The sequence below is a fragment of the Bradyrhizobium sp. CCBAU 51745 genome (assembly GCF_028128715.1).
GTDB lineage: Bacteria > Pseudomonadota > Alphaproteobacteria > Rhizobiales > Xanthobacteraceae > Bradyrhizobium > Bradyrhizobium manausense.
Map to the genome: position 1 here is coordinate 64,479 of NZ_LBJP01000007.1, position 21,574 is coordinate 86,052.

Below are 21,574 nucleotides of genomic sequence, written 5' to 3' on the forward strand. Positions count from 1 at the left end.
GTGCCCACGGCCTCCCTCAAACCAAAAAAGATCGTGGGCACGGCGCAAGAGCGCCTTTGCCCACCCTACGGCTTGAACCATGACAGATTAAAGCGCCAGCAACCCGCCGTCCCCATTTTCGTCGGCGAAGGCGAGCAGCGTGCCCTTGGCGTTCCAGGCAAGCCCGGCCACTGGCGGCGTGCCGTTGCGGCGGACCAGGATCTCGGCGCCGTCTTCCATCCGCACCATGAGTATGGTGCCGTCGCTGTAGCCGGCCGCCAGGATGTCGTTCCTGGGATGGCAGGCGACGACCGCGACGCGCGCCTGCAATGGCGCGAGCATCGCGGGCTCCTTGCCCATCGGGCCGTCCTTGCTGGCGAATGGCCAGATGATGACGGTGTCGGCGCCCGAGGTCGCGAGACCCTTGCCGCCGGCGCTCCAGGACATCGAGCGGACGCGGCCGGGATAGCCGGTCATGCGCATGTGCCTGTTGTCGGCCAGCCGCCAGCCATGCAGCGCCGCCTCATGCATCGAGGTGACCAGGAACTTGTTGTCCGGGCTGAAGGTGACGCCGAGATGCGAGCCGGCCCAGGGCAGGAATTCGGCCGAACCTTCCATGTTCGGGAACCACAGCGTGGCGCCATTGTAATGCGCGATCGCGAGCCGCAGGCCTTTCGGGGCGAAGGCGAGACCGCCCACGGTCGAGGGCACGTCGAGCGACTTTTCCTCGGCCTTGCCGCTTCTAACGGTCGCCGTCTTGCCGGCCGACCAGGCAAAGGCACCATCAGGATGCAGCGCCACTGCATCGATCCAGCGCCGCTTCGGATCGGTGGCGAGCAGCGTCACCTCGCCCTTGGCGTCGAGCGCGACGACCTTGCCGTCGTCGCCGCCCATGATGAGACGCTTGCCGTCGGAGGCGGCCGAGAGAATGCCGCCGCTGTGCACGGCAACCTTGGTGACTTCGCCCTTGTCGTCGACGAACGCAACGTTCTCCTCGCCACCGGCGAAGGCGGCGCGGGGACCAAGGAAGTGCACGGAGGTCACGCCCATGCCGAGCGTCACAGGCTTGACGCGGTCGGTGACGGAGACGATCGAGGCGGAATCGGGAGGCGGCGTAAACTCTTTCATCACGAAACGATGCAGCTCTCGAAACCTTCGCGAATGGCCTTCTCCGGCAATTCGCGGCCGATGAAGACGAGGCGGCTTTCGCGCTTCTCGCCGTCCTTCCACTTCCGCTGGTGGTCGCCCTCCAGCATCATGTGGACGCCCTGGAAGACGTAGCGGTCGTCGTCATCGTGGAAGGCGAGGATGCCCTTGGAGCGCAGGATCTTGCCGCCCTCGACCTGAACCAGGTTCTGCAGCCAGGGCATGAACACGTTCGGATCGAGCGGCTTGTCGGTCTTGAGCGACAGCGACTGCATGTCCTCGTCGTGATAGTGCTTCAGGCCGTGGCCGTGATCATGGTGGTGATGGTCGTGGCCGTGATGATGGTGATCGTGGTCGTGATCATGATCGTCGGCCTCGAGGAAATCAGGCTCGATGTCGAGAATGCGGTCGAGATCGAACGCGCCGCGGTCGAGCACGTCGGCCAGCGCGACCGAGCAGCGCTCGGTGCGATGGAGCTTCGCATAGGGGTTGATGCCGCGGATGCGGGCCTCGACTTCGGCGAGCTCGCCCTTGGTGACGAGATCGGTCTTGTTCAGCACGATGACGTCGGCGAAGGCGATCTGGTTCTTGGCCTCGGGCGCGTCCTTGAGCCGATCGGACAGCCATTTGGCGTCGGCGACGGTAACCACCGCATCGAGGCGCGCGTTCTTCTGCACGTCCTCGTCGACGAAGAAGGTCTGGGCGACCGGCGCCGGATCGGCAAGGCCGGTGGTCTCGACGATGATGGCGTCGAACTTGCCCTTGCGCTTCATCAAGCCGTCCATGATGCGGACGAGGTCGCCGCGCACGGTGCAGCAGATGCAGCCATTGTTCATCTCGAACACTTCCTCATCGGCGCCGATGATGAGGTCGTTGTCGATGCCGATCTCGCCGAATTCGTTGACGATGACGGCGTATTTCTTGCCGTGGTTCTCCGACAGGATGCGGTTCAAAAGCGTGGTCTTGCCGGCGCCGAGATAGCCGGTCAGCACGGTCACGGGAATTTTGGAGGCGGTCGCTTCAGACATAAGAACTCCGGACGTAGGCTTGTCGCGCGACGCACGGCGGGGTCGCCGCGAGGGGTGGCCCCTGCCCTAATGGTCAAGCGCGCTGGTCAGGGCCTTTATATTGTGCCTGACCATGTCAATGTAAGTGGGTGCAGGGCCCTTTTCGCCGGTCAAACCGTCCGAAACCAGGGTCCCACCGACCTTGGCGCCGGTCTCGGCCGCGATCCGGCGGATCAGGCGGTCATCGCTGATATTTTCCAGGAAAACGGCCGGGATTTTTTGGGCCTTGATCTGCCCGATAATGGTGGCGATGTCCCGTGCGCTGGGCTCGGTTTCGGTGGAGACGCCCAGGGGCGCGATGAACTGGATGCCGTATTCGGCGGCGAAATAGCCGAAGGCATCGTGGGTCGAGATCACCTTGCGCCGTTCCGGCGGGATTTTTGCGACGGCCTCGCGGACCTCGCGGTCGAGCGCTTCGAGCTTTTCCAGATAGGCTTTTGCCTGGGCACGGAAGACATCCGCATCATCAGGGTCGGTGGCAGCCAGCGTGCCTGTGATGTTGGCGACGTAAATCCTGGCATTGGGGATGGACTGCCAGGCATGCGGATCGGCGGCCGAGCCGAGCTTCAATGGTGCGATGCCAGCGCTCGCGGTGACAACCTGCGCCTTGGCCCCTGATGACTGCACAAGACGCGGCAGCCAGCCCTCCAGCCCGAGGCCATTGACGATAACGAGCCGGGCCTCCGCGATGCGCTTCGCATCAGCCGGCGCCGGCGTGTAGACATGCACGTCGCTGTCAGGACCCACCAGCGTCGTCAGGTTGATCTTGTCTCCGCCGATCGTGCGGACGAAATCCGCCAGGATCGAGAAGCTCGCGACGACGTTGAGCCGTTCAGCCGCTTGCAGTGGCGAGGCCATCAGCAGCGATGCCAGAAGCAAAAGGACGCGCATCGTCACGCCTCCAGATGCCGGCCGGGAAACATCTGCCTGACGATGCCGCCGACGCGGCCGAACAGGACCGAGGCGATGTAGATCGCCGTCGCCACCAGGATGATCGCCGGGCCCGAGGGCACGCGGGTCTGGAACGACAGCACGAGGCCGGCATAGCCTGAGACTGCCGCAGCAACCACGGCGATGCAGATCATGACGGTGAGATCGCGCGACCAGAACCGCGCAATGCCGGCCGGCAGGATCATCAAGCCAACGGCGAGAAGCGTGCCGAGCGCCTGGAAGCCGTTGACGAGGTTGACGACGACGAGCGCGAGGAAAGCGAGATGCGCAGGGCCGCCAGCCCGGCTCACGGTGCGCAAAAATAATGGATCGACACTCTCGATCACCAGCGGGCGATAGATCACCGCGAGCACCAGCAGCGTCACAGTGGCGTTGAAGGCGACCACCAGCAGCGTCTGGTCGTCCATCGCCAGGATGTTGCCGAACAAGACATGGAGCAGGTCGATATTGGTGCCCTTGATCGAGACGATGGTGACACCGAGCGCCAGGGACGCCAGATAGAAGGTCGCAAGCGATGCATCTTCCTTCAGCCCGGTCGAGCGCGCCACCACGCCGGCGAGGATTGCGACGGCAAAACCCGCGATCAGGCCGCCGGCCGTCATCGCGAACAGATTGAGGCCGGAGAGCAGGAAGCCGATTGCGGCGCCGGGCAGAATCGCATGCGCCATGGCATCGCCGACGAGGCTCATCCGCCGCAGCATCAGGAACACGCCGATCGGCGCGCCCGCCAGCGACAGCGCGATGACGGCGGCGAGCGCGCGCCGCATGAACTCGAATTCGGTGAACGGACCGATCAGCGCGTCATAGATCATCTGGAATCACGCCGCCCGCGAGCTGATATCGTCAGCCGCGCAGGCGGTGGCGCTGTCGTCGAAGGCCTCGCACATCCGCATCGCGACCATCAGGTTCTCCGGCGTCAGCACCTCCGCGGTCGGTCCCCAGGCCACGGGGCCGCGCGCCAGCACCAGGGTCTCGCTGAAATGGGTGCGCACCATCTCCATGTCGTGGAGTGCGGCGATCACGGTGCGGCCTTCGTGATGCCAATGCTTCACCAGCGCGAGCAGGTCGGCAATGGTTTTGCTGTCGATGGCGTTGAAGGGCTCGTCGAGCACGATCAGGCGCGCATCCTGGAGCAGCACGCGCGCGAACAGCACGCGCTGCATCTGCCCGCCCGAGAGCGTGCCGATGGGCCGGTTCTCGAAGCCGTTGAGGCCCACCGACGCGATGGCGCGAAGGATCTTTTCGCGCGCAACCCTGCCGATGCCGCCAAACAGGCCGGCCGCGCGCCACAACCCGGTGCTGACGAAATCGAATACCGAGATCGGGAAGCTGCGGTCGATGTCCGCGCTCTGCGGCAGATAGGCGATGTCGCGGGCGTCCAGCCCACCGAGATGGATGCTGCCGTCGAGCGGCCTCAGGATGCCGACGATGCCGCGCAGCAGCGTCGATTTGCCGGCGCCGTTGGGGCCGATCACGGCCACGAGCGCACCTGATGCGACCTCGCCATTGAGATGGTGCACGGCCGGGTGGCGGTCATAGCCGAGCGTGACGTTGCGGAATGCGAGCTGGGCCATGGTCACCTCATCGCCAGGAAGACGATGCCCCAGAGCGCGGCGCAGACGGCCACAGCGGCCGCAAGGCGCCCGGCCATGGTCATGCGCAGGATCGACCAAGGCGCATCCTGGGCCGGATGCGGCGAGGCGGCGTCATGGACATGGGCGTGGGTGTGGTCATGCCCGTGGTCATGGGAGTGGCCGTGAGAGTGGCCAGAATGACCATGGGCGTGGCCGTGATGGTGGGAGTGGGACGCGGCGGGAACCATGCAGAGATGTTATATTATAACATTACAGGTGTCCACCGCAGGGAAGGGCCGACGCAGCAAAAAGGCGACCGCGTAGCGACCGCCTTTCTTGTCATTCCGGGGCGGCGCGTTAGCGCCGAGCTATGGTGCGCAATTGCGCACCTGAGAATCCATCCGGCGTCAATCCGAATGGATAAATGGATTCCGGGCTCGCGCTCCGCGCGCCCCGGAATGACGCTCAGACCTTCTCGAACAGGGACTCGACGTATTCCCAGTTCACGAGGTTCTCGACGAACGCCTTGAGATAGTCCGGACGGCGGTTGCGATAGTCGATGTAGTAGGAGTGCTCCCAGACGTCGCAGCCGAGGATCGGGGTGGCGCCGTGCACCAGCGGGTTTTCGCCGTTCGGAGTCTTGGAGATCTCGAGCTTGCCGTTCTTGACCTGGAGCCAGCACCAGCCCGAGCCGAACTGGCCGACGCCGGCCGCCTGGAAATCGGTCTTGAACTTCTCGAAGCCGCCGAGATCCTCGTCGATCTTCTTCGCGAGCTTGCCCGGCAGCTTGGTGCCGCCGCCATTGGGCTTCATCCAGCTCCAGAAGTGGATGTGGTTGTAGTGCTGGCCGGCATTGTTGAACACCGCAGGGTTCTTGCCGAATGAGCCCTTGACGATCTCCTCAAGGGACTTGCCTTCCCATTCGGTGCCCTTGAGCGCGTTGTTGCCGTTGGTGACGTAAGCCTGATGATGCTTGTCGTGGTGGAATTCCAGCGTCTCCTTCGACATGAACTGGCCGAGGGCGTCATAGGCGTAAGGGAGTGGGGGCAGCGTGAATGTCATGGGTTCTTGTCCGCAACTGGTGGGAACGTGTTCTAACGGTCACCCCTTATAGAAGGTTCCGCCGCTGTTAAATACCGCCAATTTGCGAAATTGCGTGATGCGACGGCTTGGCCGGATTGCATAAAATCAACGCAAGCGACCGCAGCAACGTGACAAGCCGCAAAATATCATTGCCTTTGAGACGCTTATGGGAGAACGAACCAACCACGACGCGAAGATACGAGAGAGAAGGCGATGAGCATCGAGATCGACATCCTGAACGGCGATGCCTCGTGGAAGACCGCCGAGCCGCTGCATCAGGCGGTCTGGGGCCCGCAACAGCTCGCAGACAAGCCTTGGAGGCACGTCAAATGGGCCAATGCCGATTTGCGCGTGCTGATCGAGACGCCCGAGGACGGGCTCGTCTGCCATGTCGGCATCTACTTCCGCACCGTCACCTGGAATGGGCAGAAGGTGCATGTCGGCGGTATCGGCGGCGTCTGCACGCGTGAGGATCGCCGTAACAGGGGTTATGCGACCATGGCGATCGACGCGGCGGTACATACGATGCGCGCCAATGAGGCCGTGAAGTTCGCGATCCTGTTCTGCGAGCCGCACAACGCCGCGTTCTACCAGGCCCGCAGCTGGCTGCCCTTCAAGGGCGAGGTCTATTGCGAGCAGCCGGAGGGACGAATCCGCTTCGATGTCATGGCGCCCTATGTCTTCAACGTCGTCCGCGCGCCGACGCTCGGCACCATCGACCTGTGCGGCCTGCCCTGGTGACAGATTCGCCGGGGCAAATGCGCGCGGGAATTTGATTCCATCAGGCGTTGCACGATTCGAATTTGCTGCTATGGAGACGCCTCCATTCCGAGGTCCCTCCCCCATGTCCTGCAGATTTGCTGTTCTCACCGTCCTTCTGGCTGCCCTGTCGGGCGCGACAACCGCAATGGCGCAGAGCGCCGAGGCAAGCGGGACCTGGCTCACCCAGGCGGGCGATGCCCGCGTCAAGATCAGCAAATGCGGCGGCGGCATCTGCGGCCACATCGTCTGGCTGCGCGAGCCCACGGACACCGCGACCGGCCAGCCCGCGACCGACAGCAAAAATCCCAATCCCGCGCTCGCCAAGCGATCGATGATCGGACTGCCGCTGTTCTCCGGCATGCAGCCCGCAGGACCGAACAAATGGTCGGGCCAGATCTACAATGCCGACGACGGCAATACCTATGCCAGCAGCGTCACCGTGACGGGAGCAGAGACCTTGCGGGTCGAAGGCTGCGTCGGCGCGCTCTGCGGCGGCGAGACCTGGAGCCGCCTGTCGCGCTAAAGCACGATGAGACTGGGATGAATCAAGCCGCTGCGGACTCGGTGCACCTCTCCCGCTTGCGGGAGAGGTCGGCGCAACGCGCCGGGTGAGGGTTCTCTCCCCTGGGGGAGTGTCCCGTTGCGGAGAAACCCTCTCCCCAACCCTCCCCCGCAAGCGGGGGAGGGAGCGCACCTCCCACGTCGCGGCAAATGAAACCTAATCTCATGATGCTCTAGCGCGCTGCGGCTGCCATCGCCTTTAGCGCCGTCGCCGCCGAGGCGTAGCCGCCGCGCGCGCCATCGATGAAGTGGACGTGATCGCTGCGCAGCGCCGAGGGCGTGAAGCAGGTCATCATCGCCGCATCCTGCGGATAGAGACCGTAGCGCACGACACCGTCGCGCGCAGCGGTGGCGAGGCGATCGCTCAAGGCGCGCTCGAGCTCCGGTGTGCAGTCGAGGATCATGCGCAGGCCGTCATCATATTTGCGGAAGTCGGAATTCTCGACCACCTGGCGCTTGTAGACCTTTGGCAGGAAGCTGCCGGCCTTGATGTCGAAGCGCATCAGGACATAGGCGAAAAACGTAAAGGCGAGCAGGCTGGCGCGGCGCATGAACAAGGAGCCGCCACGCATCGCCCGTGCCTCATAGTCCAGCCCCTGCGGCGGCCATTTCAGCGGCGGCCCCTGCGGCGGCACGGGACGGCCCGCGTCCGGACTGCGCTCGACCAGATGGATGATGTCCTCGATCACCTTGCGGAACGCAAGCGGATCGGCCCCAGCAGCCGGCATCACCAGCACCGACAGGATCAACCCGCGCGAGGCCGGCATCTCCTCGAAGCGGCAGGACAGGCCGGAGAGATCGGGCTGCGTGCCTGACGGCGCCTCGGTCACCGCGAACTCGCCGCGCTTCATCGCCGCATCGGCAAAGGCGAGCCCGCCGCCGGAGAACATCGCATAGGACAAATTGGCCGACGGACCGAAACGCGCAACGCGTACATCAAGGCCCTGGGCCCTTATTGCGCTCACCGGCACCAGCGCGACGCGCATCTTCAGATCAAGGTCTTCCCGCACCCATGTCGCGGTCGCGGCCAGCGCTTCGCGCGCCAGCTCGAGATCATCAGGCGCAACCGCAAAGCTCGCGCCGTCACCGCCGAACACGAAGGGGAATTCGCGTCCCTCCAGCGCGTTCGTCACCGCCGCGATCACGGCAGCGCCCGCCATGTTGACGGCCTTGTAGCGCTGCGCCGCGATCGCCTTGGTGGAATCAACGATGTCGGCGACGCCGATGCTCCAATCCTCCGGCAGCGGCGAATAGAGTTTCGGGTCCATCAGGCTGGTGAAGCCGCGGAAGACAGGGATGCTGCCGTAGAAGGATGCGGCGCTCATTGCAGAAGCCAGTCTGGTTTCAGGTCAGACGAGATACGTGGCAGGATGGATCGGGGTTCACCCCGGGGTGTCCCATTCGAGGTCTCGATCTTTGGCTGAAATGGCGCCCGACGACAAGGTCGCGCCGTGCCGCAATGCCGCATCTCGTCATTGATCGGCATCAAACAGCCGGCCGGAGATCACGCCTACGGTTGGCTTGTCTATGGATCACATGGGACATCAGGGGTGTCTGACTTCGACAACGAGGATTCCGCCCGTCCGGTACGTCGACGTACCGGCCTGGACATCATCAGCGCCGTCAAGATGCCGGAAGGGCTGACTGCGGCCGTGGACGCCTGGGCCGAGGCGCAGCAATTGTCGCGCGCCGACGCAATCTGCAAACTGGTCGAGCTGGGTCTCAAGATCGCTCCGGCAGCGCCGACGTCACCACACATCGCGGTCGGGTCCGACGCCGCCAGGATCGAAGAGGTCGCCGTGCACGAGATCGAGGGACTGCTCGATCCCGCTCTGCCCGCCAACGAACGCGAACGCCGCATTCGCCGTCTGACAGAGGGGCCGCCGGAATTCTCGCACGCACGGATCGATCTTCCGAAACCCCAGACGTAGGCGCGGGCGCGCGCTAATGCAGTTTTTCGCTCTCGCGCTTGCGCAAGGCGTCGAGGGCAGGATCATGACAGCCGATCAGCCGCACGAATTGCTGCGGATACATTTCGTGGCCGTGGCTGCCGGAATTCTGATGCGACATCGGCGGGCAGCGCACATCGTCCAGTTTCGCAGGCGATGGCTCCGCGGATCCCCGCCCCTTGATCGCAGCCTTGACGCTTGGCGTTGCCATGGACTGCTCCCTTTCCTTTAGGGCAGTTCGATTGACGTAACCCAATCGATGAGGCGGCATCTTACGACCAAATCCGGCTCGTTGTCATTGCGCCGGATCAACGTCATTTTGTCGGGTGGGATTCCGTCTCAGGCCGTGTTCCCGGCGTCGATCGTGAACACGGCGCCTGTCACGTTGCGACCGCCCTCGCCCAGCAAATATTCAACCATACGCGCGACGTCCTCGGTCTCCGGCAGGCGGCGCAGCGCGCTACGGCCGGCGATGCGCTTGCGACCCTCGTCGGAGAGATTGTGCGTGAGCTCGGTATCGATGAAGCCGGGGGCAACCGCGTTGACCGTGATGCCGAGCTTGCCGACCTCTCGCGCCAGCGAGCGGGTGAAGCCGGTCGCCGCCGCCTTGGTCGCACCATAGACCGAAAGGCCGTTATAGCCTGTCGTCGCGATGATCGAGGAGATGTTGATGATGCGGCCCGCGCCGTCGGCCATCATCTGGCGCGCGACATATTTGGTGAGGATGATCGGCGACAGCACGTTGAGCTGCACCAGCGCTTCGATCGCCGAATTGTGCATGGTGGCGAGCAGGCCTTCGGTGCCGAGGCCGGCATTGTTGACCAGCCCGTAAATCGGGCCGAATTCGTCGCGCACGAGCTTTGCGAACGCGGGGATCGCATCGATCACCGAGAGATCGCAGGCACGGAAATGCAGACGCCCCTCGGAGGCGGCGATCGCCGACTTGAGTTCGTCGCTCTCGCGCCGCGCAGCCGCGATCACGTTGTAGCCGGCGCCGACGAGGCGCCTGCCGATCGCAAGGCCAATGCCGCGGCTGCCGCCGGTGACAAGAACGTTATGCATCGGTGCGCGCCAGTTTGCCGGCCGGGGTGACGTCGAGCGCCTCGACAAAGCGGATCACTGCCGGCACCTTGTGCGAGGCGAGCTGGGCGCGACACTGATCCAGAATCTGGTCGCGGATCTCCTTCGCGCGTGCCGGATCGGTGCCCTCAGTGAGGATCACGTCGGCGACGACGATGCCGCCGGTAATCGGGCTGCGGCGCGACTTTGCCCGCGACATCCTGACATCGGGATGCCGATTGATCGCCGCCTCGATCTCTTCGGGGTGGACCTTGAGCCCGCCGATATTGATGATGCCGCCGCGGCGGCCGACGAAATAATAGCGGTCGCCGCGCAGCTCGACGATGTCGCCGCTGTCGACGAATCCGTCCGCATCGGTGAGCGCGGCGGCATTGCGACCGATATAGGCGTGCGCGGTGCGCGTCGAGCGAATGCGCAGCGAGCCATCGACGACCTTCATCTCGACGCCGTTGCGATTGCCGAGATAGTCGGCCGGGAAACCTTCGAGCCCGTCATTGACGGCGAAGCCGACGCCGGCCTCGGTCGAGGCATAGGCATGGCCGACGGAAGAGTTCGGGAAAGCTGCCTTCAGACCATCGAGCACGGCCTGGTCGGCGATCTCACCGGAGAGCCGAACGTAGCCGGGTGCAAACTTTGCGGCCGAGCCGCTCATCAGGAGCTTGCGCCAATGCGATGGCGTGCCGGAGATGTGGGAGACCCCGCGCGCGTTCAGCCGGGCAACGTGATCGGCGAGCGCTTCAGGCGGGTCCGACAGCACCATCGAGCCGCCGGAGAGGATGGCGCGGAGGAAGATCTGCAAGCCGCCATAGCGGCGGATGTCATAGAACGTGGCCCAGACCGGCGCGGGTCCCTTGGCAGGGCCTTCGGCAACGATCGCGCCGGTGAGCGCTTCCAGCGTGTGACCGGCGATCTTCGGCACGCCCGATGTGCCCGAGGTCAGCATCAGCCATTCGGTTGCGCGTTCGGTCTTCGCGGGCGAGGTGGCTCGAAGCGGCAATTGTGCGGTCACGACCAGCGACACGCCGGCGTCGGCCCAGCGATCGGGCTCGTCGGTGACGACGGCATCGATCCCGGCATCGGCGATCAATGCGTCAAGATGCGCCGGATTGAGGTCGGGCGGGCACAGCAGCATGCGACGGGCGATGCCGTCGAGCTCGATCATGGCAAGGCCCGAGCGGAGCTGGTCGGACAATTTCAACAGGACGGCGCGGCCGGACAGTTCGCACAAGCGGCCGCCAAGGACCGTCTGCGACAGGATATCTGTCAGCGAAACGCAATGATGAGCGTCCGACAGCGTGCGCCCGGTCAGCTCCGGACTCAGATAGTCCCGAAGCGCAAAGATCTCACGCGGGGACATTTTCGTAGGCCCGCACGAAATCACCCACGGTGGCGGGGAACGCGGCGTCCTCGGAAATGGTGAAAGGGTCGACACCGGTCTCGTCCTCGAGACGGGCGACCAGGATCGCGAAGGCGAGCGAATCAAAGCCTGTCTCATGCAGGGACAGATCGTCGGTGAGCGCGGGAAGCGCGACGTTCTGTTCCTTGGCGATCTGCTTGATCGCCTCGATGACCTTGGACCTTACCGACATGGCTGGCTCGCCTCTTCCTGAGTTAATCGATCGTGTGTCTTGCGGCGGCTCTTGATGACCGCCTCCCATGCCGGCCTGTTTACCCGACAGAAGTAAATGGGCTCTTGGACAATTCAGATAAAATTGGACCTATCTGCCGATTTTGCCGCGCCTACAGCCTGATCGTACCGTTCAGGACTTGCGCATATGCACCTGGATCGAGCGCAACATACGCGCCGGATTTCGGCTCGAGCATGTACAGCGGTTCGGCGATGCCGGCGGGGTCAAAGCCCTCGCGGGCGAGATCGCCCTTCTTCTGCTTGAAGGTCTCGGTGGCATCGAGCTCACGCGAGATACGGATGAAAACCGGGCGGGCATAGGCCGGCAGGCGCCGGGCGAGATGAGCCGGCAGCGCTTCGATGTCAAAACCCTCGTTAACCACGATCGCGCTCATGCCGGCACGGCCGTCAGTGCCGGGAATGCTGACGCCATAGGTCGTGGCATCGACCACGCCGGTGAAATCGCGCACGGCGTCATTGACCTCAGAGGTCGCGACGTTCTCGCCCTTCCAGCGGAAGGTGTCGCCAATGCGATCGACGAAATGGAAGAAGCCCTTGTCGTCGAGCCGCATCAGATCGCCGGTGCGGAACCAGGCATCGCCCTTGGTAAAGACGTCGCGCAAGATCTTCTTCTCGGTCTCCTCAGCATCGGTATAGCCCTCGAAGCGGCCGCCGCCGTCCTCGGCCTTGCCGATGCGGCCGATCGCCTCGCCGGCGTCGCCGCGGGCGCAGGCGATGCAGAATCCCTCGTCATTGCGCAGTGGCGTGCCGCTGTCGGGGTCGAGCTTGACGAGACTTGCCGGAAAGCGATGCGCCAGCAGCGGCGGGATGCGGCCGATCGCGCCCGGTTGGCCCTCGACATTGAACAGCGAGAAATTGCCTTCGGTCGCCGCATAGAATTCGAGAATGCGGGGAATAGCGAAGCGCGACTGGAAATCCTCCCAGATGTCGCCGCGCAGGCCGTTGCCGCAGACGAGCCGCAATCGGTGACGGTTCTCGTATTCCGACGGCGGCGCCTTGAGCAGATAGCGGCAGAGCTCGCCGATATATTGAAACAGCGTGCAATCGTGCCTGACGATGTCGGGCCAGAAATTCGACGCCGAAAACTTCTCCGCGATCACCACCGAGCCTCCGGCGGCCAGCATGCTGCACGGCGCGACGATGCCGCCGACCGAATGGAACAGCGGCAGGCAGTCATACAGCCGGTCCTGCGGCGTCGTGCCGGCAAGGCCAGCAAACCAAAAGCCCCAATTGAGGATGCGGCGATGGCTGATGCTGGCAGCCTTCGGCAGGCCCGTCGTGCCCGACGTATAGATCAGCAGCGCGCGGTCATCGATGGTGACGTCGTCGCGCTCTGCAGGCGACAGCGCCCCGTCATCGAGCGCGGCGAGGGCAACATCGATCGCGCGCTCCCTGCGGGCATCGCCATGGGTCCAGATTTTCGCCTCGGTCTTTAGATGCGGAATCGCGCTCTCGAGCGTCTCCGTCAACGTGTGCGCGACGATGAGATGCGAGGGCTTTGCCACATCGATGCAATGCGCGAGCGACTGACCGACAAGTTTGGTGTTCAGCAGCGCCACCACGCCGCCGACCCGGCTGATGCCAAGCCAGGCCGCGACGTAATCGATGCCGTTCGGCATGATCAGGCCGATTGTGTCGCCCTTGACGACGCCAACCGAGCGCGCCCAGCGGGCATAGCGGATAATGCGCTTCGACAGACCGTCATAGTCGAGCGTGGCATCGTCCGTGACCAGTGCGACGCGGTCGGGCTGGCGCCGCGCCCAATCCTCGACGACGTCGGCGAACAGGCGGCCGGGCAGCGTCTCGATCCGCGCAGTCAGCTCGATCGCCTTCAGCCAGATCTTTGAGGCCGAAGGCGCGCGTCCGGCCTTGGCTTGCTCGATGACACCAGTGGTCATGCCGTTCATTCTTTCGGGCGGTATCCGCTTGGTCCCGGCAGCTTATCTCGCGCGGCCTGCTCAGGTGTTAAGAGACAAGGTAAAACCCGGTTAGCTCTCGATTAACCGCGATCATCCTTTACCAAGCCGGCGGGATCGGCGTGCGGCCGCGCGCGATTCTTGCGATAGCAAATCCAGCCATTCGGATGCGCGGCGCGCGCGATGAGCTGGAGGCCACGATGATCACCAGGCGACGTTTCCTTCAGACCGCGACCTGCGCTGTGGCTGGGCTCGCAGCGCCGCGCGCCTTTGCGATCGGCAACCCCTCCTATCCCTCGCGCAGCGTGAAATGGGTGGTGCCTTACGCACCGGGCGGGGCAACCGACGTGCTGTCACGGCTGATTTGCCAGCGGCTGTCCGACCGGCTCGGCCAGACATTCATTGTCGAGAACAAGCCGGGCGCCGGCAGCAATATCGGAACGCAGGCCGTGATCAGCTCCGCACCGGACGGATACACGCTGCTGCTGACCTCGACCGCGAACGCGATCAACGCCTCGTTCGATCCGGCGCTGCCCTATGACTTCGCCAAGGGCATCGCGCCGGTCGCCGGCGTCGCACGCATCCCGCTGCTGCTGATCGTCAACAACGACTTGCCGGTGAGAAACGTCGCCGACTTCATCGCCTATGCCAAGGCCAATCCGGGCAAGATGTCGATCGCCTCATCGGGCATCGGCACCTCGCTGCATCTCTCCGGCGAGCTGTTCAAGTCGATGGCCGGCGTGCAGTTCACACATGTGCCGTATCGCGGCTCCGCGCCTGCTCTGACCGACGTGATGAGCGGCCAGATCCAGGGCATGTTCGACAACGTCACCTCGTCCTTCGAGTTGGTGCGCGCGGGCAAGCTGCGCGCGCTCGGCGTCTCTACGCGCGAGCGTTCGGACGTCCTGCCTGACGTGCCGCCGATCGCGGACACGCTGCCCTTCTTTGAAACATCCTCGTTTTACGGCGTCGGTGCGCCCTATGACACACCGCGCGAGATCGTCGACCTGCTCAATCGCGAGATCGATACGGCGCTCTCCGATGCCGAGATCAAGGCGCGCATTGCCGAACTCGGCGCGATCCCGCTGCATGGCAATGCCGGCGAGTTCGGCGGCATGCTCGCCGCCGAGACCGAGCGATGGCGCAAGGTGGTCGAGCTATCGGGCATCAGGAAGGAATAGCTCGCCGCTTCAGTACACCTTCTTGTGACGCCTGCGTTCCGGCGGCGGCTCATTGAAAGCGAAGTACGGATTGAGGTCGCAGCTGGCCGCGCGGCCCGATGCCGAGGCGCGGCACTGCTCCAGCGACGTGAATGTGCATTCGAACCAGCCGCCGCCACCGCCACCGCCGCTACCGGTAGCGCCCGAGTAGACGTGCATGCAAACCGGATAGTTCGGATCATACGTCTGGGCGCTGGCATCCGCCGCGACGAACAGCGCGGCAATGGCGGTGAGAGACAGGAGTGGGAGGCGCATCGGACATTTCCTCAAATCGGTGGCGTCGACGGATCCGACGCCGACGCCCTCCTATGGCACAACACCACGTCGGAGGCGACTGTTCCTGGGGACAATGACGGCAAGGTGAGCGCGGCTCGCACTACCCGCCCAGCCCCTGCAGCACCAGGCGGTTGAGCCTCGCCGCAAACGCTGCCGGATCTTCCGGCAGCTCACCATCCAGGATCTGCGCTTGTTCGAGCAGGAGCAGGCTGAGATCGTCGACCGTCGTCGAGCCGGCCTGGGCCCTGGTGATCGCCGTCACCATGGGGTGACGCAGATTGATCTCCAGGATCGGCTTCGTGCGCATGCCGCGGTTCTGCTGCGCCAGGATGCGCTCGAGCTCGCGGCTAGGGCCCTGGCTGTCGGCGACGAGGCAGGAGGCGGAGCTGGTGAGGCGGGTCGAGGCCTTGACGTCGCTGACACGCTCGCCGAGCGCCGCCTTGATCACCGCAATGGTGGCGGCCTCGTCCGCGGCAGGCTCGTCCTTCTTCGCCTCGTCCTTGTCGTCGACGCGCGGGATCAGGTCGAGATTGAGATCGCCCTGGCTCAGCGACTTCAGCGGCTTGCCCTCGAACTCCGATGGCATCGAGGTCCAGAACGCATCGACCGGATCGGACAGCAGCAGCACCTCGATGCCGCGTGCGGTCGCAGCTTCCAGCCGCGGGCTGGACTTCAGCCGTTCGATGCTGTCGCCGACGAGATAATAGATCTCGGTCTGGTTCGGCTTGAAATCGGCGACGACGTCCTTCAGCGCGCGTTTCTCGCCTGACGTCGTGGTGAAGCGCGACAGCGCCAGCAGCTTCTCGCGGCGCTCGAAATCCTCGTAGATTCCCTCTTTCAGCACTGCGCCGAAGGCGTCCCAGATCTTTGCGAAATTCTCCGCATCCTTCTCGGCGAGGCTTTCGAGCTCGTTGACGACACGGGTCGCCACGGCTTTGCGGATCTGCACCAGCTGCGGGTTGTTCTGCAGCATCTCGCGCGAGATGTTGAGCGGAAGATCCTCGCTGTCGACGACGCCGCGGATGAAGCGGAGGTAGCCGGGCAACAGATCTGCATCGTCGGTGATGAAGACGCGGCGAACATAGAGCTTGACCCGGCCCTTACGGTTCGGCTCGAACAGATCGAACGGCTTGGTCGAAGGCGCAAACAGCAGCACGGCGTAGGAGTAGCGCCCCTCCGCGCGGTAGTGCAGCGTCATCGCGGGATCGTCGAAGGCGGAGGCGATCTGCTGATAGGCCTTCTTGTAGTCTTCCGCCGTCAGCTCGGACTTGGCGCGCTGCCACAGCGCGCTCGCCGAATTGATCTGGCGCGGCTCACCCTCTTCCGGCACCAGCTCGATGGGAAACAGGATGTTGTCGGAATAGGCGCTGACGATGCGCTCGATCTCGTAGGTTTCGAGATATTTCTTGGCATCATCCTTCAGGTGCAGGACGATCTCGGTGCCACGTGCGACGCGCGCCGCTTCCTCGTCACTGGCGCGCGCGATCTCGAAGCCGGAGCCGCCCGACGACGTCCAGCTCCACACGTCGCTTTCGCCGGCGCGGCGGCTGATCACGACGATCTTCTCGGCGACCATGAAGGCCGAATAAAAGCCGACGCCGAACTGGCCGATCAGGCCAAGCCCGTCCTTCGCCTCCTTCAGCTTCGACACGAAGGCCTTGGTGCCGGAGCGGGCGATGGTGCCGAGATGGTCGATCAGCTCCTGCCGCTCCATGCCGATGCCGTTATCGGCAATGGTCAGCGTCGTGGCTGCCTTGTTCGGGATGATACGGATCTTGAGCGCATCGCCCTCGCCCAGCAGGGCCGGATTTGCGATCGCCTCATAACGCAGCTTGTCGCAGGCATCCGAGGCGTTGGAGACCAGCTCGCGCAGGAAAATGTCGGTCTCCGAATAGACGGAATGCACCATCAGGTGCAGCAGCTCGGAAACCTCGGCCTGGAAGGGCTGCGTATGCGTGGCGGTATCGGACGTCGTCATGCGTTTACCCGGTCAATCCAAAATGGAGAAAGCCGGGATATAACGCGATGGGAGAGCGGATCAAGTGGACGCGCAAAGCCGCCCCCCCGGCAGGAGGACGTTTTTTGCGCGAGGGCCAAGTCGATCAGGTCGATCAGGTCACGCAGCGACCGGGCTGCAGCAGCTTGGCGACTTCGGTCAGGGAGCTGACCATCGGCTCGCAGGCGATCGTCGGCTTGCGACCGGGCGTCAGAAGCAACGACGCCGGCTTGGCGCTGCCGGTCTCGGTGGTCGCGGGGACCCGCAGCAGCACGGACGTATCGGCCAGGTCGTTCAACCGCATCGAGACCGTGCGAGTCGGAACTGCGGCTGGCTTCAGATCGGCGAGGCGGTCTGACTTGCTGGTGCGGTTGACGTTATGACTGGCGAGGTTGCGGCCCGACGTCTGGCCCGGCTGATCGGCGACCGCTTCCCAGCGGTCGGCCAGATCCTGGCCGGAAGCCAGTTGCACGGCGCCGACCTGGACGGCGCCAAGCGTCGCGACGAGCGCGACGGCACCAAAAAATACCTTTTGAATCTGTGACATGACTATTGGTCCCTCGCCCCATGGCGATCGCGGGAACAACGCGAGGGGAGGACCGGAGTTTCCCAAAGGTTAAGATCACTTAACCGTGTGCCAAATTCACGCCAGAGCGCACAAAAGGCCGCATAAAAAATTTTGGCCCGCCTGGAACGACTCTCGTGCCCGGGAGTCGTCTCAACAGCCGGCTATTCCCCCCTGCCCCATAAGCCGGCGACGTAGGGCGCGACTGTGGTGATGCCAGTCGCGCCTTACTTTTGTCTGGTGCTCACTTTGCCTGCAGACTATTTGGCCTTCCCCGCCAGCCAGTCCCGTCCCTCACCATAGAGCTTCTCGACCTCGGGACCGATCAGGCCCGGCATGTCGCGCTTGACCTTGTAGCCGATCAGCTCCTGCATGTAGGCGAGATGCCGATAGCCTTCGGGCAGTGCGGCGAGCGCCTGCTGGTCGAGGCGAAGGCTCGCGGCGGGGTCGACCGGGTCGATCCGGTCCTTCTCATAGATCGGCTGGCGGCGGACGATGCCCCACCGGCCCTTTCGCTTCTCCAGGAAATCGTAGAAGCGACCGGTGCAGACGACGTCGCAAAGCACGTCGTGTACCAAGGCGCGCTGCGAGATCGTCATCTTGGTTTGCGCAATGGCACGCTCGCCGGCAAGGTCGATGCTGGTCCCGCCGAGGAAATGCAGGATGCGCACACCCCTGGCAAAGCCCTCCTGGCTGACCCGCATGAACTCCCGCGCAGGCCCCTGAAACCAGGTCGCGGACATCCAACCGTCCTCGTGCCAGACCGTGGCAAAGCGCTCCCAGTCGCCGGCATCGCGCCAGACCGCCCAGTTCTCGACGAGATCGCGGATGGCGAGGCGGTCGAGGAGCTGCTGGTCCATGCGAAATCTCCGGCTTGAAGTGGCGATGAGCGTCGTCGCCGCGAGATATCAACGAGGCAATGAGGTTGCAGTCAAGCACACGCTGACTGCCCGTTTGTTCGAATTGCCCACAACGATGCAAACGCAGTGCGAGCAGTAAGCCTTGCAATCAACCGCACCGCGATTAGTATCGGCATTGATGCAGATGAAATTTCCCCTACTGGTCGCGCTCCTTGGATTGCTGGCGACTTTTCCCGCACATGCACAGACTGACGCGACCGCCGAGAGCGCCAAAGCCTGGCGCGCAAGCATCGCGACACATATCGCCAGTAACAAGTATTTTCCAGCCAGCGGACTGGGGCAGACCGGCAACGCCAAAGTCGTATTTACCATCGACCGGTCCGGCAAATTGATCTCGCGGGTGCTGGCTGAAAGCACCGGCTCGCAGGCGCTCGACGACGCTGCGCTCACGATCATCGCTCGCGCTGAACCTTTTCCGGCACCCCCTTCGGAATTGAGGGGCGAGTCGTTCTTGTTCACCGTGCCGATCAACTTTACCGGCCGCCAATTTCAGATGTCGCCCATCGCGATCCTGCTGAGCGAGCCAGCCTCCACTCCTACGGAGTCCGGTTCGATGGCCGCCTGGCGCAAGGCTGTCACCGAGCATGTCTGGCGTCACAGGGCGTTTCCCACAGAGGCTATTGGCCAACGGGCCGGTGCCGGCGTCACATTCGTAGTTGACCGTTCTGGCAAACTGATCTCGAACGCTTTGGTTGAAAGCACTGGCTCCGCAGCGCTGGACGCGGCAGCCCTCGCCATGGTCGAGCGATCCGTGCCGTTCCCCAAGCCACCCACCGAGGCAAAGGACGATCTGCAGAGAGTGACCGTCCTCATGGATTTCGACGGGACACGGCTCAACCTGGGGCCGTCGCAGGAGCAGGAAAAATTTCTCCAATCCTGGATCGAGGATCAGGCCAAGCTGACCGCGAAATCGCCTGGGCTGAGCGATTCCAAGATGAATTCCATGCTTCGCAGCATTTGCCGCGGCTGCTGACGCAGGGCACCGGCAAACAAACGGCGCGCCTTGTGACGCGCCGTCTTCTTGTTCGACAAAGGCTTCCTTACGCCGCCGGCGCCTTCGGCGCGCGGTTGCGCGAGTTGCGCTGGAAGAACAGCGCCTGGCTCGCCACCGCCGACACCATCGCGGGCTGGAACGGCTTTGAGATCAGGAACGCCGGCTCCGGCCGCTCGCCGGTGAGGAAGCGCTCGGGATAGGCGGTGATGAACACCACAGGCACCTCGAAGGTGCGCAGCAATTCGTTGACGGCATCGAGGCCCGACGAGCCGTCGGCGAGCTGGATGTCGGCGAGGATGAGGCCCGGCCGCTTGTTCTTGGCCAGCGCCACCGCATCGGCATGGGTGCGCGCGACGCCGACGACATTGTGGCCGAGATTCTTCACCAGGCTCTCGAGGTCCATGGCGATGAAGGTCTCGTCCTCGATGATCAGCACGTCGGTTGCGATCTCCGCCGCCATCTCGCGACCGGCGGCATCGGCCAGCCGGCGCGTCTCGGCCACATCGGTGCCGAGGATGAAGGCGACTTCCTCTTCCGAAAAGCCCTCGAGCGAGAGCAGCAGGAAAGCCTGTCGTGGCAGCGGCGTGATATTGGACAGCCGCCGTTCCGGCGGCATCGGCAGCGTCGCCACCTCGGAATCGTCATTGACCGAAACCGAATTCCAGATCTGGGTGAACAGCCGGAACAGGCCGGCGCGCGGGCCATGGCTCTCGTCGAGCACGCTGGGATCTCCCAGCATGGCTTCCAACATGGCTGCGACGTAGGCATCGCCGGAAGCCTGGCTGCCCGTGAGGGCGCGCGCATACCGGCGCAGCAACGGCAAGTGTTCAGCAACGAGCTGTGAACGGGACATCCCCACTCCATTCATCATCGGACCAACCTTGAGAAACCAGGCAATATGAGGGGAGGCCCGGGTTCCCCTGCTGGGGCTGATTACGCCTCAGCATAAGAAAAGTTCCCATTGGCTGGGAACTTTTTGTCGAACGTCGAATTGAACTCGTCCAGGGAACGGCTCCCGGTTGAGAAAACTTCTCTATTTTGCAGTCACTTAACTCGGGGAAACGTGGAACAGGTCATGAAAGATCTCAAGTCTCAAGCCAGCAAAAGCACGACCCCCGGCAAGGGAGGCCTCACTCCGGAGATTCAATCCCGGATCGGCCATCAACTGCGCGCGATGTATGATGACGTGGTGCGCCAGGGGGTTCCGGACCGGTTCGCGGAGCTCATCAAAAAGCTTGATGCGCCGGGAGGTGGGTCTCCAAACGAGAATGGGGCTGGGGGCTCCAACGACAACACTGGGAGGGACTAATGCCTCTCACAAACTCCCTGCGTGACGACATTCTGGCGGCCGTGCCAAGCCTGCGCGCGTTCGCCATATCGCTCAGCGGCAATGCCGACCGCGCCGATGATCTGGTGCAGGAGACGCTGCTCCGCGCGCTCGCCAACATCGACTCGTTCCAGCCCGGCTCCAATCTGCCGGCGTGGTTGTTCACGATCCTGCGCAATCTGTTCCGCTCCGACTATCGCAAGCGGCGGCGCGAGGTCGAGGATGCCGAGGGCAACTATGCCAAGACGCTGAAGACGCAGCCCTCGCAGAACGCCCATCTCGAGTTCGAGGAGTTTCGCAGCGCGCTCGACAAGCTTCCGCAGGACCAGCGCGAAGCCTTGATCCTGGTCGGCGCCTCCGGCTTCTCCTATGAGGATGCGGCCTCGATCTGCGGCTGTGCCGTCGGCACCATCAAGAGCCGCGTCAACCGCGCGCGCTCGAAGCTCGCCGCGCTGCTCTATGTCGACGGTGCCGAGGATTTCGGGCCCGACGAAACCGTGCGCGCCGTGATCGGCGGCAGCGGCGGGTAGCGGCGCGCGTCACCAGGCTCAAGGCGACAG

The 21,574-nt window shown here is 63.9% G+C and carries 25 protein-coding genes; 7 read left to right on the forward strand and 18 right to left on the reverse strand.

From position 1 onward, the window contains the following. Positions 1–87: 87 nt before the first annotated feature. The 7 genes from XH98_RS07580 to XH98_RS07610 all read right to left on the reverse strand — a co-directional run bounded on the left by XH98_RS07580 (position 88) and on the right by XH98_RS07610 (position 5,779). Complete coding sequence (locus tag XH98_RS07580; protein WP_271618557.1) at positions 88–1,107, reverse strand: WD40 repeat domain-containing protein; 1,020 nt, start codon at positions 1,105–1,107, stop codon at positions 88–90. After that, complete coding sequence (locus XH98_RS07585; RefSeq protein ID WP_271618262.1) at positions 1,107–2,153, reverse strand: CobW family GTP-binding protein; 1,047 nt, start codon at positions 2,151–2,153, stop codon at positions 1,107–1,109. The genes XH98_RS07580 and XH98_RS07585 overlap by 1 nt, the downstream gene beginning before the upstream one ends. Positions 2,154–2,219: 66 nt before the next feature. Further along, positions 2,220–3,083: a metal ABC transporter substrate-binding protein gene (locus XH98_RS07590; RefSeq protein ID WP_271598965.1), complete on the reverse strand. Its 864-nt coding sequence runs from the start codon at positions 3,081–3,083 to the stop codon at positions 2,220–2,222. A 2-nt stretch (positions 3,084–3,085) separates the two neighbouring features. After that, positions 3,086–3,955: a metal ABC transporter permease gene (locus XH98_RS07595; protein ID WP_271598966.1), complete on the reverse strand. Its 870-nt coding sequence runs from the start codon at positions 3,953–3,955 to the stop codon at positions 3,086–3,088. Positions 3,956–3,961: 6 nt separating this feature from the next. Further along, positions 3,962–4,717 (reverse strand): metal ABC transporter ATP-binding protein, encoded by a 756-nt coding sequence (locus XH98_RS07600; protein ID WP_057752844.1) that lies wholly within the window; start codon positions 4,715–4,717, stop codon positions 3,962–3,964. A 2-nt stretch (positions 4,718–4,719) separates the two neighbouring features. Beyond that, positions 4,720–4,965, reverse strand: coding sequence for a hypothetical protein (locus XH98_RS07605; RefSeq protein WP_271598967.1), 246 nt, complete (start codon positions 4,963–4,965; stop codon positions 4,720–4,722). Positions 4,966–5,182: 217 nt separating this feature from the next. Further along, complete coding sequence (locus XH98_RS07610; RefSeq protein WP_271598968.1) at positions 5,183–5,779, reverse strand: superoxide dismutase; 597 nt, start codon at positions 5,777–5,779, stop codon at positions 5,183–5,185. 234 nt (positions 5,780–6,013) lie between these two features. Between XH98_RS07610 and XH98_RS07615 the strand changes: the two genes are divergently transcribed. Then, entirely contained in the window at positions 6,014–6,541 is a 528-nt protein-coding gene (locus XH98_RS07615) for a GNAT family N-acetyltransferase (protein WP_271598969.1), read from the forward strand. Between the two features lie 103 nt (positions 6,542–6,644). Beyond that, positions 6,645–7,085: a DUF2147 domain-containing protein gene (locus XH98_RS07620; protein WP_057752852.1), complete on the forward strand. Its 441-nt coding sequence runs from the start codon at positions 6,645–6,647 to the stop codon at positions 7,083–7,085. Positions 7,086–7,296: 211 nt separating this feature from the next. Here XH98_RS07620 and XH98_RS07625 read toward each other — a convergent pair whose 3' ends face one another. Continuing rightward, entirely contained in the window at positions 7,297–8,448 is a 1,152-nt protein-coding gene (locus tag XH98_RS07625; RefSeq protein ID WP_271618263.1) for a DUF3095 domain-containing protein, read from the reverse strand. A 225-nt stretch (positions 8,449–8,673) separates the two neighbouring features. On the opposite strand from XH98_RS07625, the gene XH98_RS07630 reads away from it, so the two are divergent. Further along, the gene (locus XH98_RS07630) at positions 8,674–9,054 is read left to right on the forward strand and encodes a hypothetical protein (RefSeq protein WP_271618558.1); all 381 of its coding nucleotides are present in this window, start codon (positions 8,674–8,676) and stop codon (positions 9,052–9,054) included. Positions 9,055–9,067: 13 nt separating this feature from the next. Here the strand turns inward: XH98_RS07630 and XH98_RS07635 are convergent, their stop codons facing one another. From XH98_RS07635 to XH98_RS07655, 5 genes are all read right to left on the reverse strand, one after another. After that, positions 9,068–9,283, reverse strand: coding sequence for a hypothetical protein (locus XH98_RS07635; protein ID WP_271618264.1), 216 nt, complete (start codon positions 9,281–9,283; stop codon positions 9,068–9,070). Between the two features lie 128 nt (positions 9,284–9,411). Beyond that, entirely contained in the window at positions 9,412–10,134 is a 723-nt protein-coding gene (locus XH98_RS07640) for an SDR family NAD(P)-dependent oxidoreductase (protein WP_271598972.1), read from the reverse strand. Continuing rightward, positions 10,127–11,509, reverse strand: coding sequence for a class I adenylate-forming enzyme family protein (locus tag XH98_RS07645; RefSeq protein WP_271618265.1), 1,383 nt, complete (start codon positions 11,507–11,509; stop codon positions 10,127–10,129). Before XH98_RS07645 ends, XH98_RS07640 begins: the two co-directional genes overlap by 8 nt. After that, positions 11,496–11,741, reverse strand: a complete 246-nt coding sequence (locus tag XH98_RS07650; protein ID WP_220002324.1) for an acyl carrier protein — start codon at positions 11,739–11,741, stop codon at positions 11,496–11,498. The genes XH98_RS07645 and XH98_RS07650 overlap by 14 nt, the downstream gene beginning before the upstream one ends. A gap of 151 nt (positions 11,742–11,892) precedes the next feature. Beyond that, positions 11,893–13,707 (reverse strand): long-chain-acyl-CoA synthetase, encoded by a 1,815-nt coding sequence (locus XH98_RS07655; protein WP_271618266.1) that lies wholly within the window; start codon positions 13,705–13,707, stop codon positions 11,893–11,895. A gap of 209 nt (positions 13,708–13,916) precedes the next feature. Here XH98_RS07655 and XH98_RS07660 point away from each other — a divergent pair, with 209 nt between their 5' ends. Further along, entirely contained in the window at positions 13,917–14,897 is a 981-nt protein-coding gene (locus XH98_RS07660) for a Bug family tripartite tricarboxylate transporter substrate binding protein (RefSeq protein ID WP_271618267.1), read from the forward strand. Positions 14,898–14,906: 9 nt separating this feature from the next. On the opposite strand, the gene XH98_RS07665 is transcribed toward XH98_RS07660, so the two are convergent. From XH98_RS07665 to XH98_RS07680, 4 genes are all read right to left on the reverse strand, one after another. Further along, positions 14,907–15,191, reverse strand: a complete 285-nt coding sequence (locus XH98_RS07665) for a DUF3551 domain-containing protein (RefSeq protein ID WP_271618268.1) — start codon at positions 15,189–15,191, stop codon at positions 14,907–14,909. A 121-nt stretch (positions 15,192–15,312) separates the two neighbouring features. After that, the gene (htpG, locus tag XH98_RS07670; protein ID WP_271618269.1) at positions 15,313–17,190 is read right to left on the reverse strand and encodes a molecular chaperone HtpG; all 1,878 of its coding nucleotides are present in this window, start codon (positions 17,188–17,190) and stop codon (positions 15,313–15,315) included. Positions 17,191–17,323: 133 nt separating this feature from the next. Further along, the gene (locus XH98_RS07675) at positions 17,324–17,755 is read right to left on the reverse strand and encodes a hypothetical protein (RefSeq protein ID WP_271618270.1); all 432 of its coding nucleotides are present in this window, start codon (positions 17,753–17,755) and stop codon (positions 17,324–17,326) included. A 278-nt stretch (positions 17,756–18,033) separates the two neighbouring features. Further along, the gene (locus XH98_RS07680; protein WP_271618271.1) at positions 18,034–18,633 is read right to left on the reverse strand and encodes a nuclear transport factor 2 family protein; all 600 of its coding nucleotides are present in this window, start codon (positions 18,631–18,633) and stop codon (positions 18,034–18,036) included. 178 nt (positions 18,634–18,811) lie between these two features. Here XH98_RS07680 and XH98_RS07685 point away from each other — a divergent pair, with 178 nt between their 5' ends. Then, positions 18,812–19,666: a TonB family protein gene (locus XH98_RS07685; RefSeq protein ID WP_271618272.1), complete on the forward strand. Its 855-nt coding sequence runs from the start codon at positions 18,812–18,814 to the stop codon at positions 19,664–19,666. Positions 19,667–19,733: 67 nt separating this feature from the next. On the opposite strand, the gene XH98_RS07690 is transcribed toward XH98_RS07685, so the two are convergent. Next, positions 19,734–20,540, reverse strand: a complete 807-nt coding sequence (locus tag XH98_RS07690; protein ID WP_057742550.1) for a response regulator — start codon at positions 20,538–20,540, stop codon at positions 19,734–19,736. 222 nt (positions 20,541–20,762) lie between these two features. Here XH98_RS07690 and XH98_RS07695 point away from each other — a divergent pair, with 222 nt between their 5' ends. Then, positions 20,763–20,996 carry a NepR family anti-sigma factor gene (locus XH98_RS07695; RefSeq protein ID WP_220002316.1) on the forward strand — a complete coding sequence of 78 codons (234 nt, stop codon included), beginning with the start codon at positions 20,763–20,765 and terminating at the stop codon, positions 20,994–20,996. Next, complete coding sequence (locus XH98_RS07700) at positions 20,996–21,544, forward strand: sigma-70 family RNA polymerase sigma factor (RefSeq protein WP_083513939.1); 549 nt, start codon at positions 20,996–20,998, stop codon at positions 21,542–21,544. The genes XH98_RS07695 and XH98_RS07700 overlap by 1 nt, the downstream gene beginning before the upstream one ends. Positions 21,545–21,574: the final 30 nt, after the last annotated feature.